29 protein-coding genes are annotated in these 18,861 nt (G+C 59.6%); 1 reads left to right on the forward strand and 28 read right to left on the reverse strand.

Translation table 11 applies throughout. The features are described from left to right. Positions 1-6: 6 nt before the first annotated feature. The 28 genes from infA to recQ all read right to left on the reverse strand — a co-directional run bounded on the left by infA (position 7) and on the right by recQ (position 18,113). On the reverse strand, positions 7-225 hold the full coding sequence (infA, locus tag BTO02_RS19035) for a translation initiation factor IF-1 (protein WP_004521905.1): 219 nt from the start codon (positions 223-225) through the stop codon (positions 7-9). A 7-nt stretch (positions 226-232) separates the two neighbouring features. Continuing rightward, the gene (gene secY / locus BTO02_RS19040; RefSeq protein WP_075158340.1) at positions 233-1,582 is read right to left on the reverse strand and encodes a preprotein translocase subunit SecY; all 1,350 of its coding nucleotides are present in this window, start codon (positions 1,580-1,582) and stop codon (positions 233-235) included. 46 nt (positions 1,583-1,628) lie between these two features. Continuing rightward, positions 1,629-2,063, reverse strand: a complete 435-nt coding sequence (rplO, locus tag BTO02_RS19045) for a 50S ribosomal protein L15 (RefSeq protein WP_075158341.1) — start codon at positions 2,061-2,063, stop codon at positions 1,629-1,631. Positions 2,064-2,093: 30 nt separating this feature from the next. Then, positions 2,094-2,276, reverse strand: coding sequence for a 50S ribosomal protein L30 (gene rpmD / locus BTO02_RS19050; RefSeq protein WP_006400644.1), 183 nt, complete (start codon positions 2,274-2,276; stop codon positions 2,094-2,096). An 11-nt stretch (positions 2,277-2,287) separates the two neighbouring features. Next, a complete protein-coding gene (gene rpsE / locus BTO02_RS19055; protein ID WP_004197945.1) occupies positions 2,288-2,806 on the reverse strand; it encodes a 30S ribosomal protein S5 in 519 nt (172 codons plus the stop codon). A 14-nt stretch (positions 2,807-2,820) separates the two neighbouring features. Next, positions 2,821-3,186, reverse strand: coding sequence for a 50S ribosomal protein L18 (gene rplR / locus BTO02_RS19060; protein WP_008923336.1), 366 nt, complete (start codon positions 3,184-3,186; stop codon positions 2,821-2,823). Between the two features lie 12 nt (positions 3,187-3,198). Next, complete coding sequence (gene rplF / locus BTO02_RS19065) at positions 3,199-3,729, reverse strand: 50S ribosomal protein L6 (RefSeq protein ID WP_075158342.1); 531 nt, start codon at positions 3,727-3,729, stop codon at positions 3,199-3,201. A 20-nt stretch (positions 3,730-3,749) separates the two neighbouring features. Continuing rightward, positions 3,750-4,145 (reverse strand): 30S ribosomal protein S8, encoded by a 396-nt coding sequence (gene rpsH / locus BTO02_RS19070; RefSeq protein WP_075158343.1) that lies wholly within the window; start codon positions 4,143-4,145, stop codon positions 3,750-3,752. 15 nt (positions 4,146-4,160) lie between these two features. Then, positions 4,161-4,466 (reverse strand): 30S ribosomal protein S14, encoded by a 306-nt coding sequence (rpsN, locus tag BTO02_RS19075; protein WP_075158344.1) that lies wholly within the window; start codon positions 4,464-4,466, stop codon positions 4,161-4,163. Between the two features lie 7 nt (positions 4,467-4,473). Further along, positions 4,474-5,013, reverse strand: a complete 540-nt coding sequence (gene rplE / locus BTO02_RS19080; protein WP_006052214.1) for a 50S ribosomal protein L5 — start codon at positions 5,011-5,013, stop codon at positions 4,474-4,476. Between the two features lie 16 nt (positions 5,014-5,029). Continuing rightward, the gene (gene rplX, locus BTO02_RS19085) at positions 5,030-5,338 is read right to left on the reverse strand and encodes a 50S ribosomal protein L24 (RefSeq protein ID WP_075158345.1); all 309 of its coding nucleotides are present in this window, start codon (positions 5,336-5,338) and stop codon (positions 5,030-5,032) included. Positions 5,339-5,347: 9 nt separating this feature from the next. Then, positions 5,348-5,716 (reverse strand): 50S ribosomal protein L14, encoded by a 369-nt coding sequence (rplN, locus tag BTO02_RS19090; RefSeq protein WP_012402188.1) that lies wholly within the window; start codon positions 5,714-5,716, stop codon positions 5,348-5,350. Positions 5,717-6,066: 350 nt separating this feature from the next. Beyond that, complete coding sequence (rpsQ, locus tag BTO02_RS19095; protein WP_075158346.1) at positions 6,067-6,339, reverse strand: 30S ribosomal protein S17; 273 nt, start codon at positions 6,337-6,339, stop codon at positions 6,067-6,069. After that, on the reverse strand, positions 6,336-6,530 hold the full coding sequence (rpmC, locus tag BTO02_RS19100; protein ID WP_075159014.1) for a 50S ribosomal protein L29: 195 nt from the start codon (positions 6,528-6,530) through the stop codon (positions 6,336-6,338). The genes rpsQ and rpmC overlap by 4 nt, the downstream gene beginning before the upstream one ends. A gap of 9 nt (positions 6,531-6,539) precedes the next feature. After that, on the reverse strand, positions 6,540-6,956 hold the full coding sequence (gene rplP, locus BTO02_RS19105; RefSeq protein WP_075158347.1) for a 50S ribosomal protein L16: 417 nt from the start codon (positions 6,954-6,956) through the stop codon (positions 6,540-6,542). Positions 6,957-6,958: 2 nt separating this feature from the next. Further along, positions 6,959-7,783, reverse strand: coding sequence for a 30S ribosomal protein S3 (rpsC, locus tag BTO02_RS19110; protein WP_075158348.1), 825 nt, complete (start codon positions 7,781-7,783; stop codon positions 6,959-6,961). A gap of 11 nt (positions 7,784-7,794) precedes the next feature. After that, positions 7,795-8,124, reverse strand: coding sequence for a 50S ribosomal protein L22 (gene rplV / locus BTO02_RS19115; RefSeq protein ID WP_004199272.1), 330 nt, complete (start codon positions 8,122-8,124; stop codon positions 7,795-7,797). A 12-nt stretch (positions 8,125-8,136) separates the two neighbouring features. Further along, the gene (rpsS, locus tag BTO02_RS19120; RefSeq protein WP_027797286.1) at positions 8,137-8,412 is read right to left on the reverse strand and encodes a 30S ribosomal protein S19; all 276 of its coding nucleotides are present in this window, start codon (positions 8,410-8,412) and stop codon (positions 8,137-8,139) included. Between the two features lie 10 nt (positions 8,413-8,422). Beyond that, positions 8,423-9,250 (reverse strand): 50S ribosomal protein L2, encoded by an 828-nt coding sequence (gene rplB, locus BTO02_RS19125; RefSeq protein WP_075158349.1) that lies wholly within the window; start codon positions 9,248-9,250, stop codon positions 8,423-8,425. 2 nt (positions 9,251-9,252) lie between these two features. Beyond that, entirely contained in the window at positions 9,253-9,567 is a 315-nt protein-coding gene (gene rplW, locus BTO02_RS19130) for a 50S ribosomal protein L23 (RefSeq protein WP_075158350.1), read from the reverse strand. Next, the gene (gene rplD, locus BTO02_RS19135; protein WP_075158351.1) at positions 9,564-10,184 is read right to left on the reverse strand and encodes a 50S ribosomal protein L4; all 621 of its coding nucleotides are present in this window, start codon (positions 10,182-10,184) and stop codon (positions 9,564-9,566) included. The genes rplW and rplD overlap by 4 nt, the downstream gene beginning before the upstream one ends. After that, positions 10,184-10,843 carry a 50S ribosomal protein L3 gene (gene rplC / locus BTO02_RS19140; protein WP_075159015.1) on the reverse strand — a complete coding sequence of 220 codons (660 nt, stop codon included), beginning with the start codon at positions 10,841-10,843 and terminating at the stop codon, positions 10,184-10,186. The genes rplD and rplC overlap by 1 nt, the downstream gene beginning before the upstream one ends. 209 nt (positions 10,844-11,052) lie before the next feature. Continuing rightward, positions 11,053-11,364, reverse strand: coding sequence for a 30S ribosomal protein S10 (gene rpsJ / locus BTO02_RS19145; protein WP_017777154.1), 312 nt, complete (start codon positions 11,362-11,364; stop codon positions 11,053-11,055). 130 nt (positions 11,365-11,494) lie between these two features. Then, positions 11,495-12,685, reverse strand: a complete 1,191-nt coding sequence (tuf, locus tag BTO02_RS19150; protein ID WP_075158352.1) for an elongation factor Tu — start codon at positions 12,683-12,685, stop codon at positions 11,495-11,497. Between the two features lie 48 nt (positions 12,686-12,733). Next, positions 12,734-14,836, reverse strand: a complete 2,103-nt coding sequence (fusA, locus tag BTO02_RS19155) for an elongation factor G (RefSeq protein WP_075158353.1) — start codon at positions 14,834-14,836, stop codon at positions 12,734-12,736. A 135-nt stretch (positions 14,837-14,971) separates the two neighbouring features. After that, on the reverse strand, positions 14,972-15,442 hold the full coding sequence (gene rpsG, locus BTO02_RS19160; protein ID WP_006053291.1) for a 30S ribosomal protein S7: 471 nt from the start codon (positions 15,440-15,442) through the stop codon (positions 14,972-14,974). 205 nt (positions 15,443-15,647) lie between these two features. Next, on the reverse strand, positions 15,648-16,028 hold the full coding sequence (gene rpsL / locus BTO02_RS19165) for a 30S ribosomal protein S12 (protein WP_006053290.1): 381 nt from the start codon (positions 16,026-16,028) through the stop codon (positions 15,648-15,650). Positions 16,029-16,265: 237 nt separating this feature from the next. Continuing rightward, the gene (gene recQ, locus BTO02_RS19175) at positions 16,266-18,113 is read right to left on the reverse strand and encodes a DNA helicase RecQ (RefSeq protein WP_075158354.1); all 1,848 of its coding nucleotides are present in this window, start codon (positions 18,111-18,113) and stop codon (positions 16,266-16,268) included. Between the two features lie 187 nt (positions 18,114-18,300). On the opposite strand from recQ, the gene BTO02_RS19180 reads away from it, so the two are divergent. Further along, positions 18,301-18,840, forward strand: coding sequence for a nucleoside 2-deoxyribosyltransferase (locus BTO02_RS19180; RefSeq protein WP_075158355.1), 540 nt, complete (start codon positions 18,301-18,303; stop codon positions 18,838-18,840). The last annotated feature ends 21 nt before the right edge of the window (positions 18,841-18,861 follow it).

An 18,861-nucleotide genomic window follows, 5' to 3' on the forward strand; every position in this document is an offset into this window, starting at 1 on the left:
TTCAAATCACTTCGCCCGGAACACGATCCGCGCACGCGACAGATCGTAAGGCGTCAACTCAACTGTCACCTTGTCGCCCGGCAGGATCCGGATGTAGTGCATCCGCATCTTGCCGGAGATATGTCCCAATACGACATGGCCGTTCTCCAGCTTTACCCTGAAGGTAGCATTAGGCAGGTTCTCAATCACTTCGCCCTGCATCTGGATGACATCGTCTTTGGCCATAAGTCCTTTAGCGCATTGGGACGCCGCCGCCTTTGAAATTGGCTTTCTTCAGCAGCGATTCATACTGTTGCGACATTACGTACGACTGCACCTGCGCCATGAAATCCATGGTGACCACCACGATGATCAGTAGCGACGTTCCACCAAAATAAAACGGCACGTTCCAGCGCAGCACCAAAAATTCGGGCAGCAGGCAAACGAACACGATATAGATCGCTCCGGCCAACGTCAGACGCGTAAGAATCCGGTCGATATAGCGTGCCGTCTGGTCGCCCGGACGGATACCCGGGACGAATGCGCCACTCTTCTTCAGGTTGTCGGCCGTTTCCCTGCTGTTGAACACCAGCGCGGTGTAAAAGAAGCAGAAAAACACGATCGCCAACGCATACAGCAACACGTACACGGGCTGGCCTGGCTTCAGCGCTTCGGCAATGTTGTGCAGGGTGTCTGCAAACCAGCCGCCGTTGTTCGCGCCGGAACTGAACCAGCTCAGAATCGTCGCCGGAAACAGGATGATCGACGATGCAAAGATCGGCGGAATCACGCCCGACATATTCAACTTCAGCGGCAGATGCGACGACTGGCCACCGTAGATCTTGTTGCCAACCTGACGCTTCGCGTAGTTCACAAGGATCTTGCGCTGGCCGCGTTCGATGAACACCACCAGATACGTCACTGCTGCAATTAGCGCGACCACGATGATTGCCGAAATGATCGACATCGACCCGGTACGCACGAGCTCGAAGAGACCACCGATCGCATTCGGGAAACCCGCCGCGATGCCACCAAAAATGATGATCGAGATACCGTTGCCCAGACCACGCTCCGTGATCTGCTCGCCAAGCCACATCAGGAACATCGTTCCCGTTACCAGCGTCACAACTGTCGTTAACCGAAACACCATGCCCGGATCGAGCACGAGGCCTGGCTGATTCTCAAGCGCAACCGCGATGCCAAAGGCCTGGAACGTCGCAAGCAGAACGGTGAAGACTCGTGTGTACTGAGTGATCTTCCGCTGCCCGGCTTGACCTTCCTTCTTCAGCGCCTCCAGCTGCGGCGACACGATTGCCAGCAACTGCATGATGATCGACGCCGAGATGTACGGCATGATCCCCAGCGCAAACACCGTGAATCGCGACAACGCGCCACCCGAGAACATGTTGAACATGCCCAGGATGCCGCCTGCCTGGCTTTGAAACAGCTTCGCCAGTTGATCCGGGTCGATACCCGGCACCGGAATATGCGCGCCGATACGATAGACGACCAGCGCCAGCAGCAGGAACACTGCACGCCGACGGAGGTCGCCGAACTTCGCCGCGCCGCGACCGGGTTTTGCGAGACTCGGACTGTTAGCCAAGTACCTTCTCCGATGCAAATGCTAGTGACGGCAATCCGCTTGCTCGTTACTCGGCAAAAGAGCCACCCGCTGCTTCAATCGCAGCACGTGCACCCTTCGTCGCACCCAGACCCTTCACGACGATCTTGCGCTTCAACTCGCCCGTCGCAATGATCTTCGCGCTCTTCATAAGCTCGCCAACCAGACCGGCCTGCTTCAGTGCGAGCAGATCGATTTCGTCGACCGGCAACTTTTCCAGATCGCCCAGCCGCACTTCACCGACGAATTCCTTCGTCAGCGACTTGAAGCCGCGCTTCGGCAGACGACGCTGCAGAGGCATCTGACCGCCTTCGAAGCCGACCTTGTGGAAGCCGCCCGAACGCGATTTCTGACCCTTGTGACCACGACCTGCGGTCTTGCCGAGGCCGGAGCCGATACCGCGGCCGACGCGACGCTTTGCGTGCTTCGCGCCTTCTGCCGGTTTCAGGTTATTCAATTCCATTATCAACTCCTTGAGTACCCGATCAGCCGCTTAAGCGATGACCTTAACAAGGTACGAGACCTTGTTGATCATGCCGCGCACAGCCGGCGTGTCTTGCAGTTCGCTGACCGAGTTGAGTCGGCGCAGGCCCAAGCCGCGCACCGTTGCACGGTGCGATTCGCGGGTGCCGATCAGGCTCTTGACGAGCTGAACCTTCACAGTTTTTTCAGACATCGTGCCCACCTTTAGCCCAGAATTTCTTCGACGGACTTACCACGCTTCGCCGCGATATCCGCCGGCGTGGACTGCTTGCGCAGGCCGTCGAGCGTCGCACGAACGAGGTTGTACGGGTTCGTCGAACCGTGGCTCTTCGCCACGACGTTCTGCACACCCATCACGTCGAACACTGCACGCATCGGACCGCCGGCGATCACACCGGTACCGTCCTTCGCCGGAGCGAGCAGGACCGTCGATGCGCCGTGTTTTCCGTGTACTTCATGTTGCAGCGTGCCGTTCTTGAGCGGCACCTTGAACATGTTGCGGCGCGCCTGTTCCATCGCCTTCTGGACGGCAACCGGCACTTCCTTCGCCTTGCCTTTGCCCATACCGACGCGGCCATCACCATCGCCAACCACGGTCAGTGCGGCGAAGCCTAGAATCCGGCCACCCTTCACCACCTTGGTCACGCGATTGACCGAGATCATTTTTTCGCGAAGGCCGTCGTCGCGTTCGTCAGCCTGAACTTTCGCTTGCATCTTTGCCATGACGAATTCTTCCCTTAGAACTTGAGCCCGGCTTCGCGCGCGGCATCAGCCAGCGCTTTCACGCGGCCGTGGTAGCGGAAACCCGAGCGGTCGAAGGCGACGGATTCGATGCCGGCAGCCTTGGCCTTTTCAGCGATACGCTTGCCGATCAGGGTCGCAGCGGCAACGTTGCCGCCCTTACCCGACTGGTCGGCGAGCTGCGCACGCACTTCGGCTTCGAGCGTCGACGCGCTGGCGAGCACCTTGGTGCCGCACGGCGAGAACACTTGAGCATAGATATGCGTGTTCGTGCGGTGAACGGCCAGGCGCGCGACCTGCAGCTCAGCGATCTTGATACGCGTCTGACGAGCGCGGCGCAGGCGAGATTGAGTCTTATCCATGATTGCGCACCCTTACTTCTTCTTCGTTTCTTTGAGGATCACGACCTCGTCGGCATAGCGCACACCCTTGCCCTTATAGGGCTCGGGTGGACGGTAACCGCGCACTTCCGCGGCAACCTGGCCGACCTTCTGCTTGTCGATCCCCTTGATCACGATTTCGGTTTGCGACGGGGTTTCAGCCTTGATACCTTCCGGCATCTGGTGCACCACCGGGTGCGAGAAACCCAGCGACAGATTCAACTTGTCGCCTTGTGCTTGCGCACGATAACCAACGCCAACCAGCGTCAGCTTGCGCTCGAAACCCTTGGTCACGCCGTTCACCATGTTCGCCACCAGTGCGCGCATCGTGCCCGACATTGCGTTTGCCTCGCGGCTGTCGTCAATCGGCTCGAACTTCACCGTGCCGTTGTCGTTGACCACCTTCACGAGGCGATTCGCGTTTTGCGAGATTGTGCCCAGCGGACCCTTGACGGTAATACGCTCGCCGCTGATCGCCACTTCTGCGCCCTGCAGCGCAACCGGGCTTTTACCTACTCGAGACATGTTTCTCTCTCCTTTCGGCCTTAAGCGACGTAGCAGATGACTTCGCCGCCCACGCCCGTGGCGCGCGCCTTGCGATCCGTCATCACACCCTTGGGCGTCGACACGATTGCAACGCCGAGGCCGTTCATGACCTGCGGAATCTCATTGCGGCCGCGGTACACGCGCAGGCCAGGCTTCGACACGCGCTCGAGGCGTTCGATGACCGGACGGCCGGCGTAGTACTTCAGAGCAATATTCAGCTCCGTCTTCGCGCCCTCGGACTTCACTGCGAAGTCGTCGATATAGCCTTCGTCCTTCAGGACCTGCGCGATCGCAATCTTGACCTTCGACGAGGGCATCGTCACCGAAACTTTCTCGACCATCTGCGCATTGCGGATGCGAGTCAGCATATCGGCGATAGGATCACTCATGCTCATCTTATGTTTCTCCTATTACCAGCTCGCCTTGGTCAGGCCAGGGATCTCGCCACGGAACGCGATTTCACGAATCTTGTTACGAGCCAGCCCGAATTTACGGAACGTGCCACGCGGACGACCCGTGATCGCGCAACGGTTACGTTGACGCGTCGGGTTTGCATTGCGAGGCAGTTGTTGCAGATCCAGACGAGCGGCATAGCGCTCTTCGTCCGACTTGCTCGCGTCGTCGATGATCGCCTTTAGTTCTGCACGCTTCGCCGCGTACTTTGCTACGAGGCGAGCACGCTTCTTTTCACGTTCGATCAGTGCCAGTTTAGCCACGGTAACCTCAGTTTCTGAACGGGAACTTGAAGCTGGCGAGCAGTGCCTTTGCTTCGTCGTCGGTCTTCGCGGTGGTGGTGATGCTGATGTTCAGCCCACGCAGCGCGTCGATTTTGTCGTAGTCGATTTCGGGGAAAATGATCTGCTCTTTCACACCGATGTTGTAGTTGCCACGACCGTCGAATGCACGGCCCGACACGCCACGGAAGTCACGCACACGCGGGAGCGCAACCGTCACAAAACGGTCGAGAAATTCGTACATCGCCTGGCCACGCAACGTGACCATCGCACCAATCGGATAGCCCTGGCGAATCTTGAAGCCCGCGATTGCCTTGCGCGCTTTCGTGATCACCGGCTTCTGACCCGCGATCTTCGTCAGATCGCCGACGGCGTTCTCGATGATCTTCTTGTCAGCGACGGCTTCGCCAAGACCCATATTCAGCGTGATCTTGGTGATGCGCGGCACTTCCATGACGGACTTGTAGCCGAACTTCTCGATCAGGCCGGGGACAACCTTCTCTTTATAGAATTCTTGCAAACGTGCCATTTTTTACTCCGCAGCGTCAGGCGCCCAGCACAGCACCAGTCGTCTTCAGGAAACGGACCTTCTTGTCTCCCTCGACCTTGATGCCGACACGCGACGGCTTACCATTCGCGTCGACCAGAGCGACGTTCGAGACGTGGAGCGGCATTGCCTTCGCTTCCACACCACCCGTCGTACCCTTCATCGGGTTCGGCTTCACATGCTTCTTGGCGATATTGATACCCTCGACCGTCACACGCTCGTCTCCAACGGCCAGCACGACTCCGCGCTTGCCTTTGTCCTTACCGGTCGTGACGATGACTTCGTCGCCTTTGCGAATCTTGTTCATCTCGGCTCCTTACAGCACTTCCGGCGCGAGCGAAACGATCTTCATGAAACGTTCGCTACGCAGCTCACGCGTGACCGGCCCGAAAATACGGGTACCGATAGGCTCAAGCTTGGTATTCAAAAGCACGGCGGCGTTGCCGTCGAACTTGATCAGCGAGCCGTCTTGACGGCGAACGCCCTTGGCGGTGCGGACCACCACAGCGTTGTAGATTTCGCCTTTCTTCACGCGCCCGCGCGGCGTTGCCTCTTTGACGCTCACCTTGATGATGTCGCCGATGTTGGCATAACGACGCTTCGAGCCGCCGAGCACCTTGATGCACATGACTTCACGCGCACCCGTGTTGTCGGCCACTTCAAGCCGAGTTTCGGTCTGGATCATGATTTACTTTTCCCAACTTAATCCGATTGCACCACCATGGCACAGCCGGTCAGTCTTGGTCCCGTCAGCCGCGTGGCTGCTTGGGTTAGAACAGGCAGCGACGGCTAACGAAACCCGCCATCGCAAATCCGGTGAGTCATTTAGCGCAGGCTGCCGCCCGAACCATCTTCCCACCAGGGTTACCACTTACGATTTGCCCGCCAATCTGCTATTGCAATTGCCAACTGCAGGCAACAGCTGGGCTCCCACGAAGAGGGAAGACCGAGATTATATCAAATAATCTCGGTCTCGCAAGTACAACCTGCTGCGATTTCAACTACTTCAACGACCCGTTATGAGCCGCAGTTGCATCAGATGATGCGAGCAGCCTCGACGAGACGCGATACCGTCCAGGCTTTCGTCTTCGAAATCGGACGAGTTTCCTGGATTTCAACGAGGTCGCCCTCGTTATAGTTGTTCGCTTCGTCGTGAGCGTGATACTTCTTTGACCGTACGACGTACTTGCCGTAGATCGGGTGCTTGACGCGGTGCTCAACCAGCACGGTGACCGTCTTGTCCATCTTGTTGCTGACGACCTTGCCGACCAGCGTCCGCTTAAGCGAGGTTTTTACGCTATCGTTCATTTCTGGTTCGCCTTCTCAGTCAGGACGGTCCGCACACGTGCGATGTCGCGACGAACCTTCTTCAGCTGGCTCGTATTCGTGAGCTGCTGGGTCGCGAGCTGCATGCGCAGGCCGAATTGCGCCTTCAACAGGTCCGACAGCTCCTTGTTGAGCGCGGCCTTATCTTTCTGGTGAAGTTCGGATGCCTTCATCATCACTCCTTAGGCGCCAAGCTGGCGAACGATGAAGGTCGTCTTCAGCGGCAGCTTTGCTGCAGCCAGACGGAACGCTTCGCGTGCCAGTTCTTCGGTTACGCCGTCCATTTCATACAGCATCTTGCCCGGTTGAATCTCGGCGACGTAGTACTCCGGGTTACCCTTACCGTTACCCATACGTACTTCAGCCGGCTTTTGCGAGATCGGCTTGTCCGGGAAAATGCGGATCCAGATGCGGCCGCCGCGCTTGATGTGACGCGTCATTGCACGACGCGCCGCTTCGATCTGACGCGCGGTCAGGCGGCCGCGACCGATAGCTTTCAGGCCATACTCACCGAACGACACCGCGTTGCCGCGCGTCGCCACACCGGTGTTACGACCCTTCTGCTCTTTGCGATACTTCCTGCGTTTCGGTTGCAGCATGGTTATTCTCCAGTCTTGCCATCGCCGCCGGCAGCACCGCCAGCGCCGCCGGCGCCACCACGACGCGGGCCGCCACGGCGAGCACCTGCCGGACCACCGCCTTCACCGTCACGACGCGGACGGCGATCGCCACCCGGACGTGCGTTGCGGCGCGGACGCTTTTCCTCGGCGACTTCTTCCACCACCGGTGCATCGTTGCGGCCGAGCGTATCGCCCTTGTAGACCCACACCTTGACGCCGATGATGCCGTACGTCGTCTTCGCTTCCGACGTCGCGTAGTCGATGTCCGCACGCAGCGTATGCAGCGGCACGCGGCCTTCGCGATACCACTCCGTACGAGCGATTTCGATGCCGTTCAAACGGCCGGCGCTCATGATCTTGATGCCCTGGGCGCCAAGACGCATCGCGTTTTGCATCGCACGCTTCATCGCGCGACGGAACATGATCCGCCGCTCGAGCTGTTGTGTGATGGAATCGGCAATCAGTTGCGCGTCGGTTTCCGGCTTGCGAATTTCTTCGATGTTGACGTGAACCGGAACGCCCATGCGCTTCTGCAGTTCCGACTTCAACAGTTCGATGTCTTCGCCCTTCTTGCCGATCACGACACCCGGACGCGAGCTGTAAATGGTGATGCGCGCGTTCTTTGCAGGACGCTCGATCACGACGCGGCCGACGGACGCGTTCTTCAGCTTTTTCTTCAGGTATTCACGAACACCGATGTCTTCCTGCAACATCGCCGCGAAATTGTTGTTGTTCGCGTACCAACGCGACGCCCAATTGCGGCTGACGGCCAAACGGAAGCCAGTCGGATGAATTTTCTGTCCCATCGTATGACCCCTTAATTCCCGACCGTCACAGTGATGTGACAGGATTGCTTCTCAATGCGGTTGCCGCGGCCTTTCGCGCGCGCGGTGAAACGCTTGAGCGACGCAGCCTTGTCGACATAGATGCTCTTGATCTTGAGCTCGTCGATATCGGCGCCTTCGTTGTGCTCCGCATTCGCGATCGCCGACAGCACGACCTTCTTCACGATGCCAGCCGCCTTCTTCGGCGAGAACGTCAGAACGTTCAGCGCCTTGTCGACCGGCAAACCGCGGATCTGGTCAGCCACAAGGCGCGTTTTCTGCGCCGAGATGCGGGCACCGCGATGAATTGCTTTCACTTCCATCTTGATTGCCCCTTATTTCTTGGCCTTCTTGTCGGCCGCGTGACCCTTGAACGTACGGGTCAATGCGAACTCGCCAAGCTTGTGGCCGACCATGTTTTCCGTGACATACACCGGAACGTGTTGACGGCCGTTGTGAACAGCGATCGTCAGACCGATGAAGTCCGGCAGAATCGTCGAGCGACGCGACCAGGTTTTGATCGGCTTCTTGTCACGCGTAGCTGCAGCCGCCTCAACTTTCTTCAGCAAATGGGCGTCGCAGAACGGACCTTTTTTGATTGAACGTGCCATTGCCTACTCCTTAACGCTTGTGACGGCGCTGGACGATCATGCTCGTCGTGCGCTTGTTGCTGCGGGTGCGATAGCCCTTCGTCGGCGTACCCCACGGGCTCACCGGATGGCGACCTGCTGCCGTCTTGCCCTCGCCACCACCGTGCGGGTGATCGACCGGATTCATGGCAACGCCGCGCACCGTCGGACGGATACCGCGCCAGCGGTTCGCGCCGGCCTTACCGATTTGACGGAGGCTGTGCTCTTCATTGCCCACTTCACCGATCGTCGCGCGGCACTCGACGTGCACGCGGCGAATTTCACCCGAACGCAGACGGACCTGTGCGTAGACGCTCTCACGAGCCAGCAACATCGCCGACGTGCCAGCCGAACGCGCCATTTGCGCGCCCTTGCCCGGCAGCATTTCGATGCAGTGAATCGTCGTACCGACCGGAATGTTGCGGATCGGCAGCGTGTTGCCTGCGCGGATCGGCGCTTCGGAACCGGACATCAGCTGCTGGCCGACCGTCACGCCCTTCGGCGCAATGATGTAGCGGCGCTCGCCGTCTGCGTACAGCACCAACGCGATGTTCGCGCTGCGGTTCGGGTCGTACTCGATACGCTCGACCTTCGCCGGAATGCCGTCCTTCGTGCGACGGAAGTCGATGACACGGTAGTGATGCTTGTGGCCACCGCCTTGATGGCGCGTGGTGATGTGACCGTTGTTGTTACGGCCTGCCTTCGACTTTTGCACGTCGAGCAGCGGTGCGTAAGGCTTGCCTTTGTGCAATTCCTTGTTCACCACCTTGACCATCGCGCGGCGACCCGGCGAAGTCGGCTTAACTTTCACGATTGCCATGATTACTTGGCCTCCGCTTCAAAGTTGATTTCCTGGCCGGGCTTCAGGCAGACGTACGCTTTCTTCACGTCCTTGCGCTTGCCCATGAAGCGGCCAAAGCGCTTTGCCTTGCCCTTCTGAACCAGCACGTTGACGGAATCGACTTCCACCTTGAACAGCAGCTCGACAGCAGCCTTCACTTCCTGCTTCGTGGCATCCGGCGCAACTTCGAACACGACTTGCTCGTTCTTGTCGGCCACCAGCGTCGCCTTTTCGGAGATCACCGGCGCGAGCAGGACCTGCATCAAACGATGATCGTTTTTGCGAATCTCGCTCATGACAGCAACTCCTCGATCTGGGCGACCGCAGCCTTCGTGATCAGCACTTTCTTAAAGTAGATCAGCGACAGCGGGTCGGCATAGCGCGGCTCGACAACCGCCACGTGGGCGAGATTGCGCGACGCGAGGTACAGGTTCTCATCAACCGTGTCGGTAATAACGAGCACGGAATCGAGACCCATCGCCTTGAATTTCTGGGCCAACAGCTTGGTCTTCGGTGCTTCGAGCGTCAGCTCGTCGACCACCGAGATGCGGCCTTCGCGGGCCAACTGCGAGAAGATCGAGCAGAGACCTGCGCGATGCATCTTCTTGTTGACCTTGTGCGAGAAGTTTTCTTCCGGCGAATTCGGGAAGATACGACCACCGCCGCGCCACAACGGGCTCGACGTCATACCGGAACGAGCACGGCCCGTACCCTTTTGACGCCACGGCTTTTTCGTCGAGTGATGAACCTGTTCACGGTCCTTCTGCGCACGATTGCCGCTGCGAGCATTGGCCTGGTACGCAACCACGATCTGGTGGATCAGCGCTTCGTTGTAGTCACGGCCGAACACGACGTCCGACGCGGTAACTGCCGCACCTTCCTGACCATCGGCATTCAGGAGCTTAAGTTCCATTATTTCGCTCCTTTCTTCGCAGGCGTTTTCACAGCCGGCGTCACAAAGACCTTGCCGCCCTTCGCGCCCGGAACGGCGCCCTTGACGAGCAACAGCTTGCGGTCAGCGTCGATACGAGCGATTTCGAGGTTCTGCACCGTGACCGTTTCGTCACCGAGGTGACCGGTCATGCGCTTACCCGGGAACACGCGACCCGGGTCCTGCGCCATACCGATCGAGCCCGGCACATTGTGCGAACGCGAGTTACCGTGCGAAGCGCGGCCCGAAGCGAAGTTATAACGCTTGATGGTGCCGGCGTAGCCCTTACCGATCGACACGCCTTGCACGTCGACCTTCTGGCCCACTTCGAACAGATCCGGGCCAACGATCGCGCCGTTCGACAGCTCAGCTGCCTTGGCTGCATCGATGCGGAATTCTTTGAGGATTTCACCGGCTTGAACGCCGGCTTTGGCGAGATGACCTGCGAGCGGCTTCGTCACACGCGATGCACGGCGCGCGCCAAAAGCAACCTGAACAGCCGTGTAGCCGTCGGTTTCAACAGTCTTGATCTGCGTCACGCGGTTGTCGGACACGTCCAGCACGGTGACGGGAATTGAATCCCCTTCAGCCGTGAAGATACGGGTCATGCCAACCTTGCGACCTACGAGTCCAAGGCTCATCGTTTTCTCCATTCCCGACTGCGATTGGTCGGGGCTAATTTACAAAATGCCGCGTTTCTCAGCGCTTTACAGAGTGATCTGCCGGGCGCGAACCACCACGACTTTTTTGCGCAAATGCGCGAAAAGCCTTGCATTATAGCGAGGCCTTTCGTTTTCCGCAAGCAATCAAAGACTTAGCGGCACCCCTCGAACTGGGTGCCTTGCGAGGCTTATTGCAGCTTGATCTCGACGTCCACGCCAGCGGGCAGGTCGAGCTTCATCAGCGCGTCGACCGTCTTGTCCGTCGGGTCGACGATGTCCATCAGGCGCAAGTGCGTGCGAATCTCGAGCTGATCGCGCGACGTCTTGTTGACGTGCGGCGAGCGCAGGATGTCGAAACGCTGGATGCGGGTCGGCAGCGGCACCGGACCACGAACGATTGCGCCAGTCCGCTTCGCGGTATCGACGATTTCGGCCGCCGACTGGTCGATCAGGCGATAGTCGAAAGCTTTCAGACGAATGCGGATTTTCTGGTTCTGCATGACGATTCCTTAAAAAGAGCGAGGCGATGTTGCACCGCCAAATGGGTAAAAGAACGAGGGGCGAGGATTTCCGCGGGAGCGGGCGCCCTCACCCCGGGCACCATCTACTGCTTGCAGCAAGCCAGCGATTTTACTCGATGATCTTGGCGACGACACCTGCGCCGACGGTACGACCACCTTCACGGATCGCGAAGCGCAGACCTTCTTCCATCGCGATCGGCGCAATCAGCTTCACCGTGATCGACACGTTGTCGCCCGGCATCACCATTTCCTTGTCCTTCGGCAGCTCGATCGAGCCCGTCACGTCCGTCGTACGGAAGTAGAACTGCGGACGGTAGTTGTTGAAGAACGGCGTATGACGGCCGCCTTCGTCCTTGCTCAGCACATACACCTCAGCCGTGAAGTGCGTGTGCGGCGTGATCGAACCCGGCTTGGCCAGCACCTGACCACGCTCCACGTCTTCACGCTTCGTGCCGCGCAGCAGGATACCCACGTTGTCACCCGCCTGGCCCTGATCCAGCAGCTTGCGGAACATTTCCACGCCCGTGCACGTCGTCTTCGCCGTCGCCTTGATCCCGACGATCTCGATTTCCTCGCCGACCTTGATCACGCCACGCTCGACACGACCCGTCACCACCGTACCGCGGCCCGAGATCGAGAACACGTCTTCCACCGGCATCAGGAACGAACCATCCACCGCGCGCTCCGGCGTCGGGATGTACGTGTCCAGCGCGTCGGCCAGGTTCATGATCGCCACTTCGCCCAGCTCGCCCTTGTCGCCCTCGAGCGCCAGTTTCGCCGAACCCTTGATGATCGGCGTGTCGTCGCCCGGGAAGTCGTACTTCGAGAGCAGCTCGCGCACTTCCATTTCCACCAGCTCGAGCAACTCCGCGTCGTCCACCATGTCGCACTTGTTCAGGAACACGATGATGTACGGCACACCCACCTGACGCGCCAGCAGGATGTGCTCACGCGTTTGCGGCATCGGGCCGTCCGCCGCCGAGCACACCAGGATCGCGCCGTCCATCTGCGCCGCGCCCGTGATCATGTTCTTCACATAGTCCGCGTGACCCGGGCAGTCAACGTGGGCGTAGTGGCGGTTCGCCGTCTCGTACTCCACGTGCGCCGTGTTGATCGTGATGCCGCGCGCCTTTTCTTCCGGCGCTGCGTCGATCTGGTCGTACGCCTTCGCTTCTCCGCCGAACTTCGCGGTCAGCACCGTCGTGATCGCCGCCGTCAGCGTGGTCTTGCCGTGGTCAACGTGACCGATCGTGCCCACGTTCACGTGCGGCTTGGTCCGTTCGAATTTACCTTTAGCCATGTTTCTCTTCTTTCAAAAAAGTTGATCGGCGCTTGCGTTGCCGAATGATTACTTCGCCTTCGCGTTGATGATCGCTTCGGAGACGTTGCGCGGCGCTTCGGCGTAGTGCTTGAACTCCATCGTATACGTTGCGCGGCCCTGCGTGAGGGAGCGCAGCGACGTCGAGTAACCGAACATTTCCGACAGCGGCACTTCTGCGCGGACGATCTTGCCGCCGCCCACCATGTCTTCCATGCCCTGCACGATGCCGCGACGGCCCGACAGATCGCCCATCACGTTGCCCATGTAGTCTTCCGGCGTTTCCACTTCGACGGCCATCATCGGCTCGAGGATCACCGGGCTGGCTTTACGCATCGCTTCCTTGAACGCCATCGAGCCGGCCATGCGGAACGCGTTTTCGTTCGAGTCAACGTCGTGGTACGAACCGAACGTCAGGTGGACCTTCACGTCGACGACCGGGAAGCCAGCCAGAACACCGGCCTTCAGCGTTTCCTGAATGCCCTTGTCGACAGCCGGAATGTATTCGCGAGGAATCACGCCGCCCTTGATCTCGTCGAGGAATGTATAGCCCTTGCCCTGCTCGTTCGGCTCGAGCGTGATGACCGCGTGGCCGTACTGGCCGCGGCCGCCCGACTGCTTGACGAACTTGCCTTCGACGTCCGCCGCCGTGCTGCGGATCGTCTCGCGGTACGCCACCTGCGGCTTGCCGACGGTCGCTTCCACGCCGAATTCACGCCTCATCCGGTCAACCAGAATTTCGAGGTGCAGTTCGCCCATGCCCGAAATAATGGTCTGGCCCGACTCTTCGTCCGTTTGCACGCGGAACGACGGGTCTTCCTGCGCGAGGCGGTTCAGCGCCATGCCCATCTTTTCCTGGTCAGGCTTCGTCTTCGGCTCGACAGCCTGCGAAATCACCGGCTCCGGGAAAATCATGCGCTCGAGCACGATCGGGTTAGCCGGATCGCAGAGCGTGTCGCCCGTCGTCGCTTCCTTCAGGCCGACCGCAGCAGCGATATCGCCAGCGCGAACTTCCTTGATTTCTTCACGCTGGTTAGCGTGCATCTGCAGAATACGGCCGAGGCGCTCCTTCTTGCCTTTGGTCGAATTCAGCACGGTATCGCCCGAATTCACGACGCCCGAATAGACCCGGAAGAAGATCAGTTGACCAACGAACGGGTCGGTCATGATCTTGAACGCGAGCGACGAGAACTTCTCTTCGTCGGATGCCTTGCGCTCCGCGGCTTCGCCGCTTTCAAGCTCGCCCTTCACCGGCGGAATATCGACCGGCGACGGCAGGAAGTCGATCACGGCGTCGAGCATACGCTGCACGCCCTTGTTCTTGAACGCAGTACCGCACAGCATCGGCTGGATTTCGCACGCAATCGTGCGATCGCGCAGCGCCTTGACGATCTCGGCCTCACTCAGCTCTTCACCGCCGAGATACTTTTCCATCAGCTCTTCACTGGCTTCGGCAGCCGATTCGATCATCTTCTCGCGCCACTCGTTGCAGGTGTCGACGAGTTCAGCCGGGATATCGATGTAGTCGAACTTCGTACCTTGCGACGCTTCGTCCCAAATGATCGCTTTCATCTTCAGCAGATCGACGACGCCCTTGAAGCTTTCTTCCGAGCCGATTGGCACCACGACCGGGACCGGGTTGGCCTTCAGACGCGTCTTCAACTGGTCATAGACCTTGAAGAAGTTCGCGCCGGTACGGTCCATCTTGTTGACGAACGCGAGACGCGGCACCTTGTACTTGTTTGCCTGGCGCCACACCGTTTCCGACTGCGGCTGCACACCACCGACCGCGCAATAAACCATACATGCGCCGTCGAGCACGCGCATCGAGCGCTCGACTTCGATCGTGAAGTCGACGTGACCCGGGGTGTCGATGATGTTGATCCGGTGCTCCGGATAGTTGCCGCCCATGCCCTTCCAGAAAGCGGTCGTAGCAGCGGAGGTAATGGTGATGCCGCGCTCCTGCTCCTGCTCCATCCAGTCCATGGTGGCAGCGCCGTCGTGCACTTCACCAATTTTGTGGTTCACGCCGGTGTAGAACAGGATGCGCTCGGTCGTCGTCGTTTTGCCGGCGTCGATGTGAGCGCTAATACCGATGTTGCGGTAGCGCTCGATAGGTGTCTTGCGAGCCACTTTGATCCTCTATGGGAATGACGCGGCAGGGAGTGAAATACCCGCGCGCCCTAACACAAACGGGCGAGGCGCCTGTTTAGCGCACCCGCCCGGAATTTCTTTCCGTTATTGACTGCTAACCCGGGGTCGGGATGCTTAGAAACGGAAATGCGAGAACGCCTTGTTGGCTTCCGCCATCCGGTGCACTTCGTCGCGCTTCTTCATCGCGCCGCCGCGACCTTCAGCGGCTTCCGACAGTTCACCGGCCAGACGCAACGCCATCGATTTCTCGCTGCGCTTCTTCGCGGCCTCACGCAACCAGCGCATCGCCAATGCCATACGACGCGACGGACGCACTTCGACCGGAACCTGATAGTTCGCACCACCAACGCGCCGGCTCTTCACTTCAACCACCGGTTTCACGTTGTTGAGCGCTACCGTGAACACTTCCAGCGGGTCCTTGCCACCCTTGGTCTGGATCTGTTCAAAAGCGCCATACACGATGCGCTCGGCCACAGACTTCTTGCCCGAGAGCATCAGCACGTTCATGAATTTTGCAACATCAACGTTACCGAATTTCGGATCCGGCAACACTTCCCGCTTGGGGACTTCGCGACGACGCGGCATGTTTCTTCCTTTACCTTTTCAGTTGGAGCGACGCTTGTTGCGCCCGACTCCGCGGCCACCAACTAACCCGATTCATCTTTTACGACTTACCAGCCTGGTCGGGTGACCACTTACTCGACAGCACCGGCAATCCGGCACCACCGCCTATAACGCCTTTGCAGGCGACCTGAAACGACTCAACGACTGACCGGGGACTCTTGCTGCCTTACTTGCCGGCCTTGGCGCGCTTCGCACCGTACTTCGAACGAGCCTGCTTACGATCCTTGACGCCCTGGGTATCGAGCGAGCCACGAACCATGTGATAACGAACACCCGGCAAGTCCTTCACACGACCACCGCGGATCAGCACAACCGAGTGCTCCTGCAGGTTGTGACCTTCGCCGCCGATGTACGAGATGACTTCGAAACCGTTCGTCAGGCGCACCTTTGCGACCTTACGCAGTGCCGAGTTCGGCTTCTTCGGCGTCGTGGTGTACACACGGGTGCACACGCCGCGACGCTGGGGGCAGTCCTGCAAGGCCGGGCTCTTGCTTTTCGTCGTTTCCGACGTGCGGCCTTTGCGAACCAGTTGATTGATGGTTGGCATTGTTTATTCCTGAAATTGGACAAAATCGACGCATCTGTTTCCGGGCAAAGCGAAAACGACTGCGCATCGAACTCCGGTTCGGTGACAAACGTGGCGACATCGACACGCACTCAAATAATGCAAGTGCTCGCACCGACACCCCAAGAACCGGAACCTAGCATAATATTCCGAAAATACTAAGAGAGTCAACAAGTTGCGCATTATTGTGCCTGTCCTGCCGACGGCGAAGCACCACGCTCAGTCGGCGGCCACGACTTCCAGAAGGTCGGGCCCAAATCGATCCAGCTTGCGCGCCCCCATGCCGGGAATCTGGCGTAAATCCTCGAGCGATTCCGGCTCGCTGCGGGCGATTTCGGCCAACGTTGCATCGTGAAAAATGACGTACGCGGGCACGCCGTCGCTTTTTGCCGTCTCGGAACGCCACGCGCGCAGCCGGTCCCAACGAGCGCGCTCACGTGCGCTCATGCCGACGGTTGGGTCCGCGCGTTCGCTCGTGCGCCCCGATGCCTGCCGCGAGCGCGTTGGCTTCACGTAGCGCCGCATTGTCACTTTCTGCTCGCCCTTGAGCACGGCCTTGCTTGCTTCGGTTAGCACGAGCGCTCCGAAGCCGTCGTGATCGACCGTCAAGAATCCGAATGCGACAAGCTGCCGGAACACGGCGCGCCATTCGTGCTCGGACAGCTCCGAACCAATTCCGAAGGTACTCAGCCTGTCGTGGCCGCGCTGCAGGATCTTTTCATTGCGGTTGCCGCGCAGGACATCGATCAGATGCCCCGCACCGAAATTGAAACCGCTTGCGCGCTGCGCGCGAAACGCGCACGACAGCGCCATTTGCGACTCGCGCGTCGCGTCCCACGATGCCGGCGGCTCGAGACAGGTGTCGCAATTTCCGCACGGCTCGCTCGACTCGCCGAAATAGGCGAGCAGTCGCACCCGTCGGCACGTTGCTGTTTCGCACAGGCCAAGCAGCGCGTCGAGCTTTCCGGTCTGAACTCGCTTATGCGCATCGTCGGCGTCCGACTCGTCGATCATCTTGCGCTGCTGGACGACGTCGCCGAGGCCGTAGACCATCCACGCATTCGCCGGCATCCCATCGCGGCCTGCGCGGCCCGTTTCCTGATAGTAGCCTTCAACGCTTTTCGGCAAATCGAGGTGCGCGACAAATCGAACGTCGGGCTTGTCGATGCCCATACCGAACGCGATCGTCGCGCAGATCACGACACCCTCCTCGCGCTGGAAAATTTCCTGATGCCGCTGCCGGATCTCGAACTCCATTCCGGCGTGATATGGCAGCGCGCGCACGCCCTGCCCTTGGAGCCATTCCGCGGTTTCCTCGACCTTGCGCCGCGACAGGCAATAGACAACGCCGGCGTCAGTCGTGCCATCGGGCCTCGTGTGCTCGGCACGAATAAAGTCGAGCAGCTGCGCGCGAGCATTGTCCTTTTCGACGATCCGATATCGGATATTTGGCCTGTCGAAACTCGAAACGAAGACGCGTGCGTCGTCGAGGGCAAGCCGATGAATGATCTCGTCACGCGTGATTGCATCCGCAGTCGCAGTCAGCGCGATGCGCGGCACCGACGGGAATCGCTCGTGCAGCACCGACAACTGGATGTACTCCGGGCGGAAATCGTGCCCCCATTGCGACACGCAGTGCGCTTCGTCGATTGCGAACAGTCCGATGTGCGCGCGCTCGAGCAACTCGAGAAAGCGCGGCGTCATCAATCGTTCGGGCGCGACATAGAGCAGGTCGATGTCCCCTTGCCGCAGCGCGCGCTCGATCGCGGCTGCCTCCGCACCAGACAAGGTCGAATTCAGATAGGCAGCCCGCACGCCGACCTCGGTTAGCGCGGCGACCTGATCCTGCATCAGCGCAATCAGCGGCGATACGACGATGCCCGCACCGAGACCCTTTTCTCGGCGCACGAGCGATGGAATCTGATAGCACAGCGACTTGCCCCCGCCGGTTGGCATCAGCACGAGGCAGTCTCCGCCATCCGCCACATGCTCGACTATTTCGGCCTGTTGCCCCCTGAACGCGGGGTAGCCGAAGACATCATTAAGAATTTCGAGCGAACGGGACATGAACGATTGAGGATGACGGTAAGAAGCAGCAGACAAAAAAGACAACGAGGAACCCCAGCGACGAATTTTACCAACGCATTGGCGCCGTGCCCGCGTTTTGAGTGCCGCGTTAGCCACATGGCCAAGGTGTGAGAGGCGCGCCTGCGCGATACACTCGTGATCAGGCTCACATCTGTCTGGAGAGTGCATGCAAGTGGCACGAAGCGCGACCCGGAAGTCGCCGCAAATTTATCTGGCCGGCTTCGACGTGTTTCGGCCCGATGCGGCCGCGCACGGAGAGCAGCTCAAAGCGCTGTGTATCGAGCGAGGCCTCACCGGCCTCTATCCAAGCGACGGCGGCCTGCCCGCCGGCCTCGACGCGCAGGTCGCCGCTCGATGGATATGCGACGCCAATCTTGCCTTGATCCGCGCTGCAGATGCAGTGATGGCGAATCTGAACGACTTTCGCGGTGCGGGAGAGCCCGATGCGGGTACGGCGTTCGAGGTGGGCTTCGCGATTGCGCTGGGCAAGCGCGTCTGGGGCTATCGATCGGACGGGCGGCCGCTCGTTGCGCGCGCAGCCGTCCGCATGGACGCCGAGACTGCATTTTGCTCGCGCGGCTTTGTTGTCGAGGACTTCGGTCTTCCGCTCAACCTGATGCTCGCTTGCACGGTCGAACTGGTAATCGGCGACGCGGCCGGCTGTCTCGATGCGATAAGCGAAGCATTGGGAACCGCTCCGAGGTAGTGGAAATCGGCCAACTCCGGA

This window comes from Paraburkholderia sp. SOS3 (assembly GCF_001922345.1).
GTDB lineage: Bacteria > Pseudomonadota > Gammaproteobacteria > Burkholderiales > Burkholderiaceae > Paraburkholderia.